This window comes from Commensalibacter sp. M0133 (assembly GCF_016101485.1).
Classification (GTDB): domain Bacteria; phylum Pseudomonadota; class Alphaproteobacteria; order Acetobacterales; family Acetobacteraceae; genus Commensalibacter; species Commensalibacter melissae.
The window spans coordinates 34,930-53,809 of sequence record NZ_JACFQI010000003.1; the positions used below are offsets into that span (position 1 = coordinate 34,930).

13 protein-coding genes and 2 tRNA genes are annotated in these 18,880 nt (G+C 37.8%); 10 read left to right on the forward strand and 5 right to left on the reverse strand.

Translation table 11 applies throughout. The annotated features are described in order from the left end of the window. Positions 1–51 precede the first annotated feature (51 nt). The 3 genes from tyrS to H3T46_RS06695 all read left to right on the forward strand — a co-directional run bounded on the left by tyrS (position 52) and on the right by H3T46_RS06695 (position 4,625). Positions 52–1,302, forward strand: coding sequence for a tyrosine--tRNA ligase (gene tyrS, locus H3T46_RS06685; RefSeq protein WP_198198147.1), 1,251 nt, complete (start codon positions 52–54; stop codon positions 1,300–1,302). Between the two features lie 284 nt (positions 1,303–1,586). Further along, positions 1,587–3,248 (forward strand): aminodeoxychorismate synthase component I, encoded by a 1,662-nt coding sequence (gene pabB / locus H3T46_RS06690; RefSeq protein ID WP_232350055.1) that lies wholly within the window; start codon positions 1,587–1,589, stop codon positions 3,246–3,248. Positions 3,249–3,365: 117 nt separating this feature from the next. Continuing rightward, positions 3,366–4,625 carry a mechanosensitive ion channel family protein gene (locus H3T46_RS06695; RefSeq protein ID WP_110439372.1) on the forward strand — a complete coding sequence of 420 codons (1,260 nt, stop codon included), beginning with the start codon at positions 3,366–3,368 and terminating at the stop codon, positions 4,623–4,625. Positions 4,626–4,696: 71 nt separating this feature from the next. Here H3T46_RS06695 and H3T46_RS06700 read toward each other — a convergent pair whose 3' ends face one another. The 4 genes from H3T46_RS06700 to H3T46_RS06715 all read right to left on the reverse strand — a co-directional run bounded on the left by H3T46_RS06700 (position 4,697) and on the right by H3T46_RS06715 (position 7,556). Continuing rightward, positions 4,697–5,500, reverse strand: coding sequence for an energy transducer TonB (locus H3T46_RS06700; protein ID WP_198198143.1), 804 nt, complete (start codon positions 5,498–5,500; stop codon positions 4,697–4,699). A 4-nt stretch (positions 5,501–5,504) separates the two neighbouring features. Beyond that, the gene (locus tag H3T46_RS06705) at positions 5,505–5,921 is read right to left on the reverse strand and encodes a biopolymer transporter ExbD (RefSeq protein ID WP_198198141.1); all 417 of its coding nucleotides are present in this window, start codon (positions 5,919–5,921) and stop codon (positions 5,505–5,507) included. Then, positions 5,918–6,646, reverse strand: coding sequence for a tonB-system energizer ExbB (gene exbB / locus H3T46_RS06710; RefSeq protein WP_155564967.1), 729 nt, complete (start codon positions 6,644–6,646; stop codon positions 5,918–5,920). The genes H3T46_RS06705 and exbB overlap by 4 nt, the downstream gene beginning before the upstream one ends. 340 nt (positions 6,647–6,986) lie before the next feature. Further along, positions 6,987–7,556 carry a biliverdin-producing heme oxygenase gene (locus H3T46_RS06715; RefSeq protein WP_198198140.1) on the reverse strand — a complete coding sequence of 190 codons (570 nt, stop codon included), beginning with the start codon at positions 7,554–7,556 and terminating at the stop codon, positions 6,987–6,989. 267 nt (positions 7,557–7,823) lie between these two features. On the opposite strand from H3T46_RS06715, the gene H3T46_RS06720 reads away from it, so the two are divergent. The 5 genes from H3T46_RS06720 (at position 7,824) to argC (ending at position 12,792) form a co-directional block, all read left to right on the forward strand. Beyond that, positions 7,824–10,118, forward strand: coding sequence for a TonB-dependent hemoglobin/transferrin/lactoferrin family receptor (locus H3T46_RS06720; protein ID WP_198198138.1), 2,295 nt, complete (start codon positions 7,824–7,826; stop codon positions 10,116–10,118). A 159-nt stretch (positions 10,119–10,277) separates the two neighbouring features. Continuing rightward, positions 10,278–10,353 (forward strand) — tRNA-His (locus tag H3T46_RS06725). A gap of 426 nt (positions 10,354–10,779) precedes the next feature. After that, positions 10,780–11,265: a 50S ribosomal protein L13 gene (rplM, locus tag H3T46_RS06730; RefSeq protein WP_110439377.1), complete on the forward strand. Its 486-nt coding sequence runs from the start codon at positions 10,780–10,782 to the stop codon at positions 11,263–11,265. A 5-nt stretch (positions 11,266–11,270) separates the two neighbouring features. Further along, complete coding sequence (gene rpsI, locus H3T46_RS06735) at positions 11,271–11,768, forward strand: 30S ribosomal protein S9 (protein ID WP_198198136.1); 498 nt, start codon at positions 11,271–11,273, stop codon at positions 11,766–11,768. 112 nt (positions 11,769–11,880) lie between these two features. After that, positions 11,881–12,792, forward strand: a complete 912-nt coding sequence (argC, locus tag H3T46_RS06740) for an N-acetyl-gamma-glutamyl-phosphate reductase (protein ID WP_198198134.1) — start codon at positions 11,881–11,883, stop codon at positions 12,790–12,792. 219 nt (positions 12,793–13,011) lie between these two features. Here the strand turns inward: argC and H3T46_RS06745 are convergent, their stop codons facing one another. Next, positions 13,012–17,061, reverse strand: coding sequence for a Hint domain-containing protein (locus H3T46_RS06745; protein ID WP_198198132.1), 4,050 nt, complete (start codon positions 17,059–17,061; stop codon positions 13,012–13,014). Between the two features lie 480 nt (positions 17,062–17,541). On the opposite strand from H3T46_RS06745, the gene H3T46_RS06750 reads away from it, so the two are divergent. Continuing rightward, a tRNA-Leu gene (locus H3T46_RS06750) sits at positions 17,542–17,625 on the forward strand. Positions 17,626–17,669: 44 nt separating this feature from the next. Next, on the forward strand, positions 17,670–18,842 hold the full coding sequence (locus H3T46_RS06755) for a phosphoserine transaminase (protein WP_198198130.1): 1,173 nt from the start codon (positions 17,670–17,672) through the stop codon (positions 18,840–18,842). The last annotated feature ends 38 nt before the right edge of the window (positions 18,843–18,880 follow it).

The window sequence follows — 18,880 nt, forward strand, 5'->3', positions numbered from 1 at the left end:
CAAGTCAACGTTAATTAAATTTTTGACCAAATCTGATTTTGAGATAATATTATGACCCCAAAAAGTTCGTTTATGCAGGAAGCACAGGCACGAGGATTTATTTTTCAGGCGACTGATCTGGAAAGCCTGGATGAGCGTATGGCAAAAGGTTCTATTTCTGGATATATCGGATTTGATCCAACAGCTGACAGTTTGCATGTCGGGTCTTTGGTACAGCTGATGCTGTTGCGTTTATTGCAAAAACATGGGCATCAGCCCGTTGCTTTAGTTGGTGGTGGAACAGCCCAAATCGGAGACCCCTCTTTCCGGGAAGAAGCACGCAGCTTGATGAATCAGGGTACAATTGACCGGAATTTAGATGGGATTGTCCAGAATATTCATCAAATTTTACAACCTGGATCAGGGGAAAACAAAACAATTACGGTTGATAATGCAGAATGGCTGAAAAAGCTTTCCTACATTGACTTGCTAAGAGATGTTGGCATTCATTTTTCAGTTAACCGTATGTTATCCTTTGACAGTGTTAAAACACGTTTGGAAAGAGAACAAGGGTTATCATTTCTTGAATTTAACTATTCCATTTTGCAATCATATGATTTTCGCGAATTAAATCGTCGTTATGGAACTGTTTTACAGATGGGTGGTTCAGATCAATGGGGAAATATTGTATCTGGTGTAGAACTTGTACGTCGAATGGAGGGAAAACAGGTATTTGGATTAACAGCCCCCTTATTGACAACAAGTTCAGGGGCCAAGATGGGAAAAACAGCCAAAGGAGCCATTTGGCTTAACAAGGAGAAATGTTCGGTTTTTGATTTCTGGCAATTTTGGCGTAATACGGAAGATCAGGATGTTGGTCGTTTTCTTAAACTTTTCACAGATCTTTCCATTCAGGAATGTGAACGTTTAGCCGCTTTGCAAGGAGCGGAAATAAACGAGGCGAAAAAAATGCTGGCAACAGAAGTGACCGCAATTTGTCATGGTCGTAGTGAAGCAGAAGCTGCACAGAAGGCGGCTAGAGACATATTTGAGCAGGGTAAACTGGCTCAAGACGGATTACCCGAAATAGTCTTGCCCACCGAAATGCTACAACAGGGTGTTCCTGTTTTTCGTTTATTTGTTCTTGGAAAGTTAGTGAATAGTAATGCGGAAGCCAGAAGATTAATTCGAGGGGGTGGAGCAAGAATTAATGATGAAAAAATTAGTGATGAGGGACAAATTATTACTGATGATGCGTTATGTGATGGGGTTATTAAGCTGTCATCAGGTCGTAAAAATCATATATTGATACGTTGTCGATAGTATAAGGATGCTATTTTTAATATTACCGTTTAAAACAATCGTTTTTCGTCTTAACCTTTTAAAACCAAATATCGGTTTTAAAAGATTTATTTTCATGATTTGGTTTTTATACAATTAAATGAATCATTTTCTATCAATGATTATAAAATAAATATATATCGCTGTATTATTATAGAATTAGATTAAAAAATTGATAATTTTATAGTGATTATCTTTTTTCGTTTACGGTTTTTATGAAATTACAGTTTGATTTTTTAAACTATCCTTACAATTTCGAAAATGTTTTGAGGATTATACAAACACGTCAGTTGGATAAGGTTTTATCCTGTATACAGGAAATAGAGGAATGGGTAGGAAAAGGATATTATGCAGCAGGATTTATAACGTATGAAGCCGCGTCTGCCTTTCGTTCTTATTTGATAACGCATCCTCCTGAAAAAATGCCATTGTTATGGTTTGGTATTTTTGAAAAACCGATAAAAAGAAAATTCAAACCACAATCTAAAAAAATTGATTTTGGGGTAATGAATTGGCAACCTGATTGTTCATGGCATGAATATCAACAAGCTATTGCAGCTGTTAAAAATCATATCGCTGACGGTGATACCTATCAGGTGAATTATACACTGAGAATGGGAACGGATTTCCAGGAAGACCCGTATGAGTTCTATCTGCATATGTTGCAGGCCCAACAATCAAGTTATAGTGCATATCTGGATATTGGATTGTTTCAAATTCTTTCGGCATCTCCGGAATTGTTTTTTCAGGTAAAAGAAAGGAAAATTACTGCTAAACCGATGAAAGGAACAGCCCCAAGGGGATTAATCTTAACAGAAGACCTTGAAAACGGGAAAATATTGAATAATGAAAAAAATCGTGCTGAAAATTTGATGATTGTTGACTTGCTGCGTAACGATTTGGGACAAATTGCAGAGCAGGGAAGTGTGAAGGTTTCATCTTTGTTCGATAAAGAAAAATATCCTACAGTTTGGCAACTCACTTCAGAAATAACTGCACGATTAAAGGAAAAAACAACATTATTGGATATTTTTAGGGCGTTATTTCCATGTGGTTCTATAACTGGTGCACCGAAAGCAAATACAATGAAAATTATTCGAAAGCTTGAAAAACAGCCGCGTGAAGTTTATTGTGGTGCTATTGGGATAGTAACCCCTGATCAAGAAGCGATATTTTCCGTTCCTATTCGAACGTTGGTTGTCCAAAATAAAAAAGCTGTATATGGTGTTGGAGGAGGAATAACTTGGGATTCCACTTCCAAGGATGAATATCGTGAAGTTATTCATAAAATACAGGTTTTGTATGATCGCCGGATACCCGATCATTTACTTGAATCAGTCTTGCTAGAGAATGGATGTTATTTTCTTTTATCTTTACATCTGGACCGGCTGAAAAAATCGGCTGAATATTTTGATTTTTCCTTTAACCAGGCAGAATTGTTAAAAAGCCTGCAACATCTCTCCTGTCAATATGAACGAGGATGCTGGAAGGTAAGAATATTGTTAGATCAAAAAGGGTTAATTCAGATAGAAATTAATGCTATTCAGTCTTTACATCACGATTTGATCGCAAGATGGGCGAAAGAACCTGTTTTGTCAGATAATATGTTTCTATACCACAAAACGACAAAAAGGGATTTTTATCCTTCTGTTACATTGGATTGTGAACAATTACTTTTTAATGAGAGAGATGAAGTTACAGAATTTGTCAATGGAAATATTCTTTTGTGTAAAGGGGGGAAATGGGTTACGCCACCTGTCTCTTCTGGCCTCTTGAGAGGAACGATGTGTCAATATCTGTTGGATCAGGGCATGGCGACAGAACAGGTGATTTATAAACAGGATATACAGGTAGGAAGTCAGATCGCTTTTATAAACAGTGTTCGTAAATGGCGTAAAGTGATCTGGAAAAATTCGTTAAACGATTAAAATACTACAGATAAGATATTAAGATATCGAAGATATATTTGGGTTAAAATAACCAGATTTTTTAATGAGATTATTAATGAAAAATTATTTTATCGCACAATTAATCAAGAGGTTAATATGCAACAACATATTATAGATTTTTTACAGCAACATGGTTTTAAATTTAATCAGTTTACTTTGTTTTTAACAGCTGTATCTATTATCATCCTTACGGCGGCCATTGTTCATGTGATTTTACATCGGATTGTGTTGGTCCGATTGGTTCAATTTGCACAAAAAAGCACGCGACTATGGAGCAAGGTCGTTACAGAGAATCAGTTATTTAGCCGTATGGCTTTTACTGTGCAGGGGTTGATTGTCATACTGCAGACCACTTTTTGGGTGCATCAGGGTGTGAAAACGCTAGTTTTTCTTATGATTGCCGCAAAAGTTTGGGTATTGGTCTGTGCACTTCTGTCAATATTTTCATTTCTGGATATTGTTTTAAAATTTGCAAGTAAGCTGGATATAGCGGCACGGCTTCCGCTTGGAGGTATATTTCAAGGATTTAAATTATTGGCCGCACTGCTTTTTGGTATTTTTATTCTTTCCGTACTAATTGACAAATCGCCACTTATCCTGATCAGTGGACTGGGAGCCATGGCAGCTGTCATCATGTTGGTTTTTAAGGATTCCATTCTGGGATTATCAGCGGGAGTTCAGTTATCTGCAAATAATATGATGCGTGTAAATGACTGGATCCAAATGCCCAAATATGGTGCGGATGGAATTGTAATGGATATTGGTTTGACAACTGTCAAGGTTCGCAATTTTGATAATACAATTACGATGATTCCTACCTATGCGCTTGTTTCCGATTCTTTTACCAATTGGCGTGGAATGCAGGAATCTGGCGGTAGACGGATCAAACGTTCTGTGTATATTGATGTTACAACCGTTCATTATATAACACCTGAGGAAAAGGAAAAAATATTAGAAAGCAAGTTGCTTCAACCCTTTGCAAATTCAGAAAAATATAAGGACAGGGTTGATCATAAAGAATTCATTATGGATTTAGGCAAATATTTATCCAAAGGCCAGTCAATCACAAATCTGGGTCTTTACCGTATCTATTTGGATTTATATTTGAAAAATCATCCTCGTATTCTTAATCAGATGACCTATATGGTGCGACAGATGGCCCCCGATGCAACAGGATTGTTACCGTTGGAGATTTATGGATTTAGCAATACAGTTGTCTGGAAGGATTACGAAGCCATTCAATCGGAAATTTTTGAACATGCCTATGCGGTTATTGAGGAGTTTTCATTAAGTGCATATCAAAATCCATCTGGAAACAGTTCTTCTGTGACAGTTTATCAGGGAAATGCTGCATAATGATTGATATGTAATAAGACAAGAATTTGTTGAACAGATCAACATTTAGATATTGTTTAACAAATTTCTTTTTATTGTTTTATATGAAATTCTATAGGAATATCCAAATTAATTAGTAAACCTTGGATATCATCGGGTGGAGGAGGAAGTTTTTTAACGCGGTGGGATAAAGTAAGGACTTCTCGATCCAGGATCAAATATCCGGAACTTTTTGCAAGACTGCTTGTTAGGATGATTCCCTGGCGATTTATGGTAATGTGCAAAATGGCGGTTCCCTCTAGGTCATCAGCTTGAGCTTCGGGCGGGTAATGTTTGAAACGTTCGAATTTATTTAAAACCATTCCCTGCCAGTTAGCGGATGTTGAAGAAGTGTGTATGACTTGTGCGTTTTGATCCTTTTCTGGTGGATGATCGGTATTATTATTTTTTGATGTGGATGTTGAATTTGATCCAGATTGAGAAGTATGTTGTGGAATAATATGTTGGGAAGGTTGCTTTATTTTGAGTTTAGAGAATTTTTCTATTCTTGGTATATCAGGTAGAATATTTGAGACTGGAAATTTTGGCAATAATTTTTGAATGGGTGTCAAGGGTTCTGTTTTGGCAAGTGTTGTAGGTTTATTCAATAATGGTGAAGTCGGAGTTTCTGTTCGATTGGGGGATAAGTCAAGTACAAGAGCACTGCTTTCAGTAACAACGGGTTTGTTGGGCACTGAAGAATTATTGTAAAAAAGAAAAAAAGGAAAAATAAGAATTAATAAAGAGACGATAAAGGAAACAATTATTATATAACGGTTTTCTTTAGATCTGAGATCATTTCGATTGGCTTGCCATTCTGTAAAGGAAATTTTGTCAGTAATCGTGGAGGTTTTCATGCCATTATTGTTTGTTTTGTAAATTTACCAAAGAAATTTTATGATAACCCGCGGCACGGAGTTGATCCATTACCATAATGAAAGAGCCGTAATCAATTTTGGTATCCGCATAAAGAAAGATATGTTCTTCCTTATTGCCATTTGTTGCAGTGTTAATACTGGGATTGATATCCTTTAATGAAATAGTTTTATCATTTAAGGTTAGGGTATGGTCTGTTTTCAGTGTTAGATAAACAGGGTGGTTGGGTTGTTCCATGTTTTTTGAGGAAGAGTAAGGCAAAGTGACCGGAATTTTTACTGTTGTCAAAGGTGCGGTAATCATAAAGATGATTAAGAGAACCAAAATCACGTCAATAAATGGTGTGACATTGATATCGCATATTTCTTTTGAATCGTTATCAGCATGACGCATACGGATCATGATATTTTTTCTCCCATCATTTTTGGTTGAAAGGGTATGATCTGTGTATTCTTGTCTTTTATTTGCAACTTGCTTATGTCACGAGAAACCAGGCGCATGAAAATGGTACTTAAGTCTGCAATTTTTGATCTGCAATTCGCGTTTGAACGAAGAATCATATTATAGAATATTACGGCAGGTATAGCGGTAACCAGACCAACAGCCGTGGCAAGTAAGGCTTCTGCAATTCCCGGGGCAACAGCCGTTAGACTTGTTGTTTGGGTGGAAACGATCCCTGTGAACGATGTCATGATCCCCCATACTGTTCCAAATAGGCCTATAAACGGTGAAATCGCACCAATGGTTGCCAAAAAACCGGTCCCTTTATTTAAATAATGACCTTCATTGCTTTCAATTCTTTCTAATAACAATACAATCCTTTCCTTCAGCCCTTCCGAATCATGTGTCAAAACATTGGAACACTGATATTCATCCGTGATAGCCATTAACATTGTCCTACCAATTCCTTTTTTGGAAAGATCAATGTCAGGCATCAATTCTTTGGCATTTTGTAAACGGAACTTATCAATCAAAAGGTTATGGTTGAGGCGGAAAATCTCGATATATTTCGCTATAAAAATTGTCCAGCTGATTAAGCAGGCAAGTAAAAGCATGATCATGACAAATTGCACAACTGGATTTGCATTTTCAAATAGTTGCCAGGGTGAAAAAGATAAAGTGGTCATTAGTTATCTCCATATAGACGATGAGAGATAAGATATGATCCTATAAATGTATCTGACATGATGTTAATCCAATAAGATCCTGTATATTTAATAAATTTTTTAACAGGCAATTCAACTTTATGAATTTTATCATATATTAAATGATATTAATTATCAATATTAAGTAATATTAATTATCATTATCAAATTATAGAACTGGTATTAAACTGGATGGGAAAGCCTAAGATTAAATATTTTTCTGTATCGTAAAAAATAGAAAATTTTTATGTAAAGATGGCAATAAGGATATTTGTATGTAAAACCGGTTATTTAATAAATAACCGGTTTTATGTAATTAAAGTTATGTCGTTACAAATTTAGCATAGGCAAGGATTTGGCTAAATGCGGTGGTGGCACTTTTAATGGTGGTATGAATATCCAATTTTGCCTGGTTAATTGAATTTTGAAATATTTTCCAAGATGCGCCTCTTCCATCTTGATCTGGTGCCATATGTCGTGCCCCATAATTTTCAGATAAACCAATTTTTTCCACGCGTTTCAAAAGCGTATTTGCCCCAAGTTTAGATCCTTCGACAACATAAAGAAAACCTACCGCCTCAGAAGCATTCGTTGTGTTCGGTGAAGTAAAGATAGTGGAAGGGATATCAATTTTTAAATCTTTCAAATCCTCTTTCACTTTTTCAAAGCGGTTGCGATTAATGAGATCGGGGATAATGGCTGTTAACGTTTGGTCATGATAATAACTGTTGGCATCACGATGAATATAATATTGAAGTGAGAGAAATTTCTTGTAGAGTTCAATGTTGTTGAATAATCCAAGGCTGGTAAGATAATGATCCAATTTTTCGTGAGTTTCCCGTGTTTGCTGACGTAAAGCTTCTGTTAAAGTAAGGGTTCCTGAATCTGTCATGGTTGTGTTTCCATTATTGCATGAAAATTAATCAGTTAAGTTGGCTAAATTTATTTAACACCATAATTTTTAGACATATACCAATTAATAGTAATTATCAATATCAATTGATATTAAGAATCATTATTAATTTATTGACATTAAAATTTAGTTGTGTCATCAAAAGTTATTAATAATCATTCACAATAACGATTGATGAATTCCATGCAGACTATTCAAAAAAAACATTTTTTTTTTCCATTTTCATATAAATTTCCATGGTTTGTAATGTCCGGTTTTTTAGGTTTGACCAATATATCAGCCTGGGGTCAATCATCTAATTCCATTAGTCAGGATTTATTGCCGGACCTCAAAACGCAACAGAGAGATGAAGAAAAAAGATCGGATCAATTTAATCAGAAAAACAATATTAAAGGGACTTCGCTAAAGCTTTCTCCGATCCAAGTCAAGGGAAAATCAGACCCGATATTGTCTTATACAAAAATTGATCCCGATAAAGATTATAGCTCCCAAGGAAAATCAAGAGTTTTGACGACAACAACAACCTTTAAAACTTTCAGGGATAAACAGATCGATAGTTTGGAGGATTATTCGCGTCGTGTGGATGCGGCAATTAACTATAATTCAAATAATTATAGTATTAATATGCGGGGTCTTGATCAAAGTCGTTTATTAACAACGATTGATGGTATTCGTATGATGTGGGCAAATGATGGTGCATTTGCAAGTGCATTTACGACTCAACAGGGTGGTTTATCAACCTTTGATTTTAATTCTTTGGGTGGAATGGATGTTATTAAAAGTGCAGATTCCAGCTTTTTTGGAACAGGTTCTTTGGGTGGAGTGGTTGCCTTACGAACTTTTAATCCAGAGGATATTCTAAAATCAGGACAAAAATTTGGCGGGATTACAAAAACTACCTATGATGGCGTCAGTGCAAGCGCGTTGTTAAACCAGATTTTTGCCGCACGTTACAAAAATACATTATTTTTACTGGAAGGAGGCTATTCCAATGGTAGTGAAACCGGAAATATGGGACATACTGGGGGGTATGGAAATACACGTACAAAACGTAATCCTGCCTCTTACGATCAGGGAAGTTTTGTAGGAAAGGTCATTCATTATTTTTCAGGCGGTCATCGGCTAGGAATTACAGGAGAATGGGTCGATCGCAATGTTGATGAACATACATTGACTTCTCAACAGGTAAAAGAGGAATTTTATCGTACACAAAGTGAAAATCAACGCTCCCGTTTTTCTGTCCATTATGATTACAAGGCAAAGGACCCAGCCAAGGATTTATTTGGAGAAAGGCAGTTTATTGCCTATTGGCAGGATAATAATGTTATAACGAATATCTCGGATCGTTATGATTTAATGCCGCAGCGTGATTCCTGGCAGAAACTGGACATGGATGTTCAATCTTATGGAGTGGTTGGACATGCAACAATGAACGTGTTTACAGGCTCGATACATCATGCAATTACATATGGGGGTGAAGCTTATCTAACAGATACAAGTCAGTATCAATCAGGATGGAATGCCACCAAGAATCCATTCCTGCATAATAATTTTTCGGATATGCCAAATGTGCACGGGACTGATTTGGGGGCCATTTTACAAGATCGTATTGGCATTGGAAAAAATGAGTGGCTGCATATCACATCAGGTGTAAGGTTTGATTATTTTAAACGGGATCCGCATAACACTTCGAAATATCAAAACAATCCAATTTACAATGGATTGCCCAAAGGGGCCAGTGGCTCTCGTTACTCTCCAAAGATTTTGGTCGAAGCCCGGATTATTCATCAATTGGTTGCTTATGCACAATATTCACAATCCTATCGTGCACCCAGTGCAAATGAAGAGTATTTAAGTTATGGAACGCCTCCCATGTATCAGGTCACTGGTAATCCCGATTTAAAGGCTGAAACAGGTCGTGGTTGGGAAGTTGGACTTAAATATGGCAATTCAAGACGGGGCTTCAATATTGCCTTTTATGATAATTACTATCGCAATTATATTGATATGATCGGTATCAATCCTTGCACCGGAACACAAATGTGTTTTGGCTACGATAACCTGTCTCGTGTTCGTATTTATGGAACAGAGGCCAGTATGAACTGGGAATTCGATCCCAACTGGCATACGTGGGCCTCTTTTGCATATGCCCATGGACGTAATACAGATATAAATTATGCTTTAAGTTCAATAGCGCCTTTCCGGGGAATCATTGGGTTTGGATATAAAACAGATAATTGGGGAACGGATTTATCAAGCACTTTTGCAATAGCCAGGGACAATGCCAAATTTTTGAATAACACGGGTGTTCTTTCCAAACAGTGGAATACGCCAGGTTATGTTGTTTTTGATTTGACCGGATGGTACAGACCTTCTTTTTATCGTCCCTTGCGGTTTCAATTTGGTATGTATAATATGTTTGACAAAAAATATTATAATGCATCTTCTTTGCCGGTTGGACAATCCTCTCGCAGTCTACAGAAGGCATATTTCTCTCAACCGGGACGTTATTTCAAGGTGACTGCACGTATAGATTTCTGATTTGATTTTTTTAAAATTTTGAATTTCTGCATAGTATTCAGGTCTTTATATTTTTGTAAGAGCTTGATTTATTATGCATAAAAGAAAATTAAATAAAATTTTTGAAAATGAATTGACGAATTACACGGAATTATAGTAAAGACATTTCATCACACAATGGCGGATGTAGCTCAGTTGGTAGAGCGCCGGTTTGTGGTACCGGTTGTCGCGGGTTCGATCCCCGTCATTCGCCCCATCCGACAATTTATTGTGACAATAAAATTTTTCCGTAAAACATGGTTTAAATTTGGCATTTAATCCCTTTTATTTGCAGGCAATTAAATCAATTAGGACTGGTTGTACCAATTATTACAATACTTTGATTCATTATAACAAGAAGATTAAGATACAGAAAAATCTAGCGGAAATAATTTTCCATTATTGTATTGCTTGTCTAATCAATGCTGGATCATTGTACTATTGTAGTAAGTAATAAGAATTTATTTGATTTTTTCTCAAAGAGAAGAGAAAAATATGTGGTATTATAATACCACATATTTAAAGCCATTGAAAAACAAATAAAAATTAGTAAATATTAAAAAAAAACTTGACGAAAAACATACTTGAGTTAATAAACAAAAGTCAAATTACAGTTTTGCTCAATTAACGGAATCTAGAGTTAATGAAAACAACCATTTCGCTTAAACCAGCGGAAGTAACCAAGAATTGGGTTCTGATCGATGCGAAAGACATCGTTTTGGGACGTTTGGCTGCTATCGTTGCTAATCGCCTTCGTGGCAAGCATAAACCACAATATACACCCCATGTCGATTGTGGTGACAATATTATTGTTATTAATGCTGATAAAGTCGCCTTAACAGGCAAAAAAGTAGAACAGAAGATGTTCTATTATCATACAGGTTATCCCGGTGGGATCAAAGAACGTACGATCAGACAACGTTTGACGGGTAAAAATCCGGAACATCTTGTCATTAAGGCAGTTGAACGTATGATTAGCCGTGGTCCATTGCAGCGTAAACAGATGAAACATTTATATGTTTACGCCAGTGATGCTCATCCACATGAAGCACAGCAACCGGTTAAGCTCGATATAGCTGCGTTGAACCGAAAAAATAGCGTTAATAAAACTACAAAAGTTGGAGCCTGAGGAATATGTCAGAGACTCAAGAACGTACAGGCAGCTTGGCTGATCTGAAAGAGGCAGTTGTTGATACTGTTTTGGCACAACAGGAAGTTATCGTTCGTGAACCAAAGCGTGACCAGTTTGGTCGTGCCTACGCAACCGGTCGTCGTAAGGATGCCATTGCACGTGTATGGGTAAAACCCGGTAAGGGAGAGATTATTGTTAACGGACGTCCGTTAACAAGTTATTTCGCTCGTCCAGTTTTGCAGATGTTGTTGAATCAACCTTTTCAGGTAACCAATCGTGAAGGTGAGTTTGATGTTTACTGCACTGTAACAGGGGGAGGTTTGTCAGGACAGGCTGGCGCGGTTCGTCACGGATTAAGTCGTGCTTTATGCAACTATGAACCTGAATTACGTGCCGCATTAAAAGCGGCAGGCTTCTTGACACGTGATGCGCGTGTTGTTGAACGTAAGAAGTATGGTAAGGCAAAAGCCCGCCGTTCCTTCCAGTTCAGTAAACGTTAAGCCTTACAGCTTTATGAAATCAGGGGCGAGGAAAGGCATTATGCTTTTCTTCGCCTTTTTTATTTAAGCATATGTTTAATTATTAAAAACCGATTTATTTGGAATGACAGTCATGACAGAAATGCCTAAAATTTTTATTGATGGGGAATATGGAACTACGGGGTTGGGTATACGACAACGTTTGGCGGATTTGTCAATTGAATTATGTTCGGTCCCCATTGAGCATCGTCATGATATTGATAAACGTCTTCAAATGATGGCGGCAGTTGATTTGGCGGTTTTATGTCTTCCGGATGAGGCTTCACGTGAGGCTGTTGCTCTTGTTGAGATGATGGAAAGTAAAAGACCGCGTATTTTGGATGCCAGTACAGCATTTCGAACAGATCCGGAATGGGTTTATGGATTTGCTGAATTGGATCCGGGGCAAGAACGAAAAATTGCAAAAGCCGATAAGGTTGCCAATCCTGGATGTTATTCCAGTGGAGCAATTGCTTTGCTTCATCCTTTGGTAAAGGCGGGTATAATTCCCGTGGACTATCCATTAACCATTAATGCTGTAAGTGGTTATAGTGGAGGAGGGAAAAAGTTGATTGCAGTTTATGAACAGGAAAAGAATGCACCTCCTTTCGAATTATATGCTTTAGATTTGAATCATAAGCATTTACCGGAAATTTGTCATTATTGCGATCTGATGCAGGAACCTGTATTTGTTCCATCCGTAGGAAATTTTGCACAGGGAATGATTGTTTCGATACCTTTGCATGTTAATTTGTTAAATGGTACGGTCAAACAGCTTAAAACATGTTTGAGGGAACATTACTTTCAACGAAAAAATATTGTTTTTGTTGAGGATGGTTTGACGCGTCTTCCCGCAAACCAGCTGGCCTTTACCGATCGTATGGAGCTGAGGGTTCATTCGAATAATAGAAATGATCAGGTAATATTGACTGCAAGTTTGGATAATCTTGGAAAAGGAGCATCAGGGGCGGCCATCCAGAATATCAAATTGATGTTGGGTATATGAGGTATTTATCAATCAATATCATTGGAACAATAACCATTTGTATATAAAATTTTAATTGAAATGTTGATTAATGCAGATAATGATAATTTTTCGATGAAATCGAGGATAAGAATTATTCTAGAAAGATGTCTGGTAAATTTTATAGTAAGATCAGGTTATGAAATACAGTATTGAAACGTATTAGATAACCTGATTCTGCAATAATCTGAAGTATGCTGTTCAGTTTCTCAACTGATTTTTATGATCCAACTGGTTTTGTGAGATATACGGTCCAGCGGCGATGACCTTTACGGTAAGGATCTTCCGGCCCTTTTGCAGAACATGCTGGTCCAGGGGCAGGAGAGCATAGCCGTCCGTCCAGCGGCAGGGTATGTTTTCCTGATTATGCCACCCTTCAAGTTTCCTGGTTTCCAGGTGGGCTTTGACATAGTGGTTCTCCCTGTTGTCAAACAGGGTGATGGTTTCGATCAGTACGCCGAGATTGCGCCTGTCATCAACGAAGGGACCGATGGCATCGCACGGGCGACTGCTATTTGAAACGATATGGACATGATGAACGGGACTGGGGAGAACAAAGACATAATTTCCATTTCCCGTTACCGGCCATTGTGGATGGATAACCTCGCCTCTGTCAGTAATGATATGAAGATTTGTGGAGTGGGTGATTGTTTCTGGCGCAACCATGTTCTTCATGCCCAGATGCAATGCCCTCTGTTTCAAATGGGCATGGACAGGTTCAACGGCCTCACGACTTGTTTCCAGAGGGGCTGCGGCATCCTGTGCCCAGTCTTTTGTCTCCTGTCTTAACTGAACCACCTTTTCAGGATTGTGGAAATTTTTATGGTTGTCCGTATTGAGGTAGCTTTCGGACAATACGCCATCCGCCTTGATAACGCCATGTTTCTCCAGCTCGAGATGATAATAGGTATATTCGGTTTTTGAATAATCGTAACGGATGGAGTGATGATTGACCAGCATGCGGGCGGGGATGAACTTTTCATCAATATAGAGACAATGTTCCGGCGTGATGCGCATATCCTTGTATGGGATGTTGTCAGCCAGGGCGTCTTTGACGATATGGATGGCATAACCCGCCACATCATCGGGCCTGTTCCTGCGGACACTGTGGTGACCCGATCCGACCCAGGTCACGGGTTTGAGAACCCTCGTGGAGCCTTCATATGCGTAAACCATGTCTCCGGCACGGATCTCTTCTATGGCCTTCAATCCGTCTCTTGTCTCTATCATCGTGCCACAAAGGTAACAGGGTTCTTCCTGAGCATTATCCCTGTAATCCAAAATATATTTGCTATTACTTGATATCGTCGGATTGATTAGTTTTCCGTTACCCGCGACATGGATTTGGGTTGTACCACTGGCTACGGTAAATTGTGTATTGTTTGGAGGGTTATAGCTTTTGTCATTATAAACAACATTATTATTGCCATCAATATATCGACATTCATTATTTGCGATATTTACGAGACCTTTTACGGTTCCAGAACTCTCAAAGAATTTGTCGTCCTGTGAAGTGCCCTCCATTCGATGGTCGCCCAGATTGTCCCATTCGGAATACCAGAATTCCGGTGAATAATAAGTATTGTTTATTGACTGTCCACCTTGTTCAATGCCTACATAACCATCATAAAATTTTGAATTTTTTATGGTTCCGCCATTTTGGACAAGGAGTCTCGGGATATTGTTTCCCAAAATTTGCGCGCCGTCAAGAACTGCACCTTTGGTGACAATAACCTTGTATACATTGTAAAAATTAATTTTTTTATTACCACGGTAGATTTCATGTCCGGCACTATCCCGATAGACATTTACTGTTTGGGGTACACCTGATGAGTCCAAAACAGGTTTTCCATTTTGGTCCAGAACGTTTTCTGTGTATACATAGACACAATTGTTACTGCTACCGTTATTTGGGCCAATAATGTTCAGGCTGTCATTTTGAATAACGGTACTGGCGAGGTATTTATCAAGTTCTGGACCAGTAGGCACCCCCTTTGTTTCAAATTGTGCTGTATTTACCACATTTATAGTCATGGTATTACTTGAGTTGTTCAATGGAACATTCGGTATATGGGGATTTCTGACAATACTCCTGTCATTTACGTTTACATCAGCAGATCCATTATCACTGGATAGAAAGGTGTTGTCATGTTTGGTGTCAAGATAGCTTCTATTTGTATAACTGATTCCCTTTAAATCATAATATCCTGTTTTAGAGGAAAAATTGACGAAAGAATCCCCATCGGATACGGTAGTTCCACTTATGTTGACGGGGCAGGAAATAAAAGTGTTGTTATTGGAATGACTATTGCCAGTAAAAATTACGTTTTGATTGAAAATATTGGAATCTTGCAGTGTTCCACCATTATTGTATAATGTTCTGGAATTGTCACTGGCAAGGAAATTCAATCCAGAGACAACAGCCCCATTTTCAATGTAAAAATCGGAATTTATGATATTAACAGGACCTGAATAGGCTTTATTGGGATCATTGGTTAGGTGATCCTTGTCGTGTAAACTGAAATAGGGGCCATTTGTGCCGGTTCCCCGTTGATAGACCGTTTTACCATTGTCAAGTTTAACGGCATGCCATGGAATGGTTCCATCCAGGATCGGATTACTGTTACGGACGGTATAATTTGCAAAATCGACATTGTCATCGAATTTCAATGGATTTTTACTGGTATCAGCAGATAGGTCAGGATCCACACCCGGATAATTATAGTTTGGCGAACTGTTTGGATCATTATTTTCCCCCCCGCCAAAATAATCCAGATAATAACTATTGTAGCTTGATATACTTGGATCAATGAATTGCCCTCCATAACCGATATGCAGTTGCATAAATCCATTGACAACCGAAAAGCGTTGGCTTTGGGATGGATTTTTAGTGGGATCGTTTACGGTAAAACCATTTTGATCGAAATAGACATTGTCATTATCACTAATGTCTAAAAGATTCTGGTAAGAGTTTGCAGATTCATAGAATTTATCATTTTTGGAGATTCCTTCCATGCGGCTGGAGACATTATTTCTGCTGTACCAGAATTCGGGTGAGTAATAGGTGTTATTGAGTGATTGACCCCCATTCTGAATCCCGATGTAGCTATCGAAAATATTGGAATTTTGAAGAATGCCTCCGTTTTCAACCAGGATACTGGGAATTGTTCCGCCAAAAATTTGTGCATGATCCAGTACCGCGCCTTTTCTGACAATTATTCTTGAGACATTATAGATATTTACAGGACCGTTTCCCCGATAGAGTACATTATTATTTGAATCCCGGTAAGTTGTTGCTTTCTGTGTCACTCCATTGGCGTCTGTAAATGTCTCATTGGTGACATATACAACGTTATAATCACTGAAACTTCCATCACCGATAATGGATTTATAGTCATTTTTGATTATTATGTTGTTCAAATATTCATCAATGTTGTTTCTGGAATAAAAATCCTGTTTTCCGAATCTTGCTCCTTGATCAACATTGATCACCGTACTTTTCGTGTCGGCTGGAACCTGCGTATCGGCGGTGACAGTGGGATTGGTGACTATGGTAGAGTCTTTTATATTGATTGTTGTTGTTCCACCCTTACTAAAGAAAAAATTTCCTGATGAGGGGGTCTGCTGGGAGGCTATACCCGTTAAAGTCCAGCTACCCATTGATAGGATATAGGCATTGGTAAATGAATCGTTGTCTGACTGAGTGTTGCCGGCCATTGTGGTGGGGCAGCTATAGTAATTGTTATTACTGGAAAAACCATTGTTGATGTTGACATTTTGATTGAAAATATTGGAATCTTGCAATTTACCATTTTGATCAACGGTAAGCGTATATTGATTCCCGTCAGTGGAAAAGTAATTGAGTCCTGATACTACTGCGCCATTCTCGATATGCAAATTGCTGTTGATAATGTTTACAGGGCCAGAATAGGCATAGTTTGGATCAGTGGTTGTGTGATCAGCCGTATACAGGCTAAAGTATGAATTTGTACCGCCCTGATTATATCCGCCCTTACTATATATAGTTTTTCCATTATAGTTAATGGCGTACCAATCACCGGTATTAAGGATGGGATTGTTATTGTGTATGGAATATCCTATCGAATCAAAAGTGCTTATTTGGTCTTCGGTGACGTTATTTTTATTTGCCAAATTAACAGGATAATAAATATAGTTTACAAAATGATTTGTTTTAAATTTATTTTCATCTGTTAAATCTTTGCGTTTGTCGTCTTTTACATGTTTAACCATAAGTAATCTCTTATTTTTACTTTATTTTTTCGTTCCTGAAATATTATTATTAGTATAATACAACATAATATACAAATATGTTATTTATTAATAAGTAATTTTTACATATAAAAAATGATATTTATAGTAATAACCATTAAATTTATTTAATATTATTTAATGAATTATTGATTTTTTAATTTTTTAAATTTTGGTAAAGTAGTGAATATTTTTGGTTACTTTAAAAGTTTTGCAAGGTTTGCTTTTTATTGGAATTAATTTTTTTTATTAAAAAACTCTAAAAAAATTTAAATAAATATAAGTTAAATAAACGATGTATAAGTAACCAGTTTTATAATTTTTTGTATAAAATTTAATTATAAGGTGAATATTATGTATTTTAAATGAAAAAATCTTTGAAAAACACTTGCAATTTTTTTAATTTTTTTTAAAAACAAGATTGTCTTTTGGTGGTGTTATCTGCTAAGAGGAAATAAGCAAGCGAGAGTGACGGAACGGTAGACGTAGTCGACTCAAAATCGACCGCCGCAAGGCGTGGGGGTTCAAATCCCCCCTTTCGCACCAATTCACGTTATCTATTAACGTGCAATGAATGGTTATTAACGCTTATGTCAAGATTGTCCATATCTCCCAAACCTCAAAAAAAACCTGAAAATCCATGTTTCTCATCTGGTCCTTGCGCAAAACGTCCCGGATGGAATATCAATGTTTTGCAAAATGCCCTGGTAGGACGGTCACATCGTTCCAAGGAAGGGCGGGCCAGGTTACATGATGTCATCCACCGCTCTGCTGAAATACTTGATGTTCCTGAAGGATGGAAATTGGGTATTGTTCCCGCTTCAGATACCGGGGCTGTTGAAATGGTTTTGTGGGCCTTGCTAGGGTCTCGTCCTGTTGATGTGCTTTCTTATGACAGTTTTTCCGCGGAATGGGTTACCGATGTTGTTGAACAGTTAAAACTGCCCAATACCAATATTATTCATGCAGAGTATGGTGAATTGCCAAATCTGGATGAAATTCAGTGGGATAATGATGTTGTAATGGTGTGGAATGGAACGACTTCGGGTGTTAAAATTCCAAATGGGGATTTCATTCCTGACCATCATGATGGATTGGTTATTTGTGATGCGACCTCGGCTGTTTTTTCGATGGATCTGCCATGGTCGAAACTTGATGTGGTAACGTGGTCCTGGCAAAAGGTTTTGGGTGGGGAAGCCGCGCATGGAATGCTTGCTTTATCCCCACATGCAGTGAAACGTCTTGAGGAAACGGAACAGTTAAGACCCTTGCCTAAAATATTCCGTGTATTGAAACAGGGAAAATTGAACGAAAAAATTTTTGAGGGAGATACAATCAATACCCCGTCAATGCTTTGCGTTGAAGACGCGCTGGATGGTTTGAGATGGGCTCAATCTGTCGGGGGATTGGCAGGATTGAAACGTCTTAGTGAAAATAATCTGAGGATTGTCAGTCAATGGGTTGCTAAAACGGCATGGATTGAATTTCTTGCAAAAGATGAGAAGTATCGCTCACATACCTCTATTTGTTTAAAAATTGTGGATCCTTGGTTTGTCGCGTTGGATAATAAAAGTCAGAAAACGGTTTTATCGAAACTGACTGGGCTTTTGGCTGAGGAACAGGTCGCTTATGATATTGCCAGTTATCGTGATGCTCCTCTGGGATTGAGGTTATGGGGTGGGGCAACGGTGACTGCTGCATCTATGGAGGCCCTGTTACCTTGGCTTGATTGGGCGTTTGCGATGGTAAAGGCGGATGGCTGAATCATACGGGAAGATGATTAAAGGTAAAAAGCAACTAT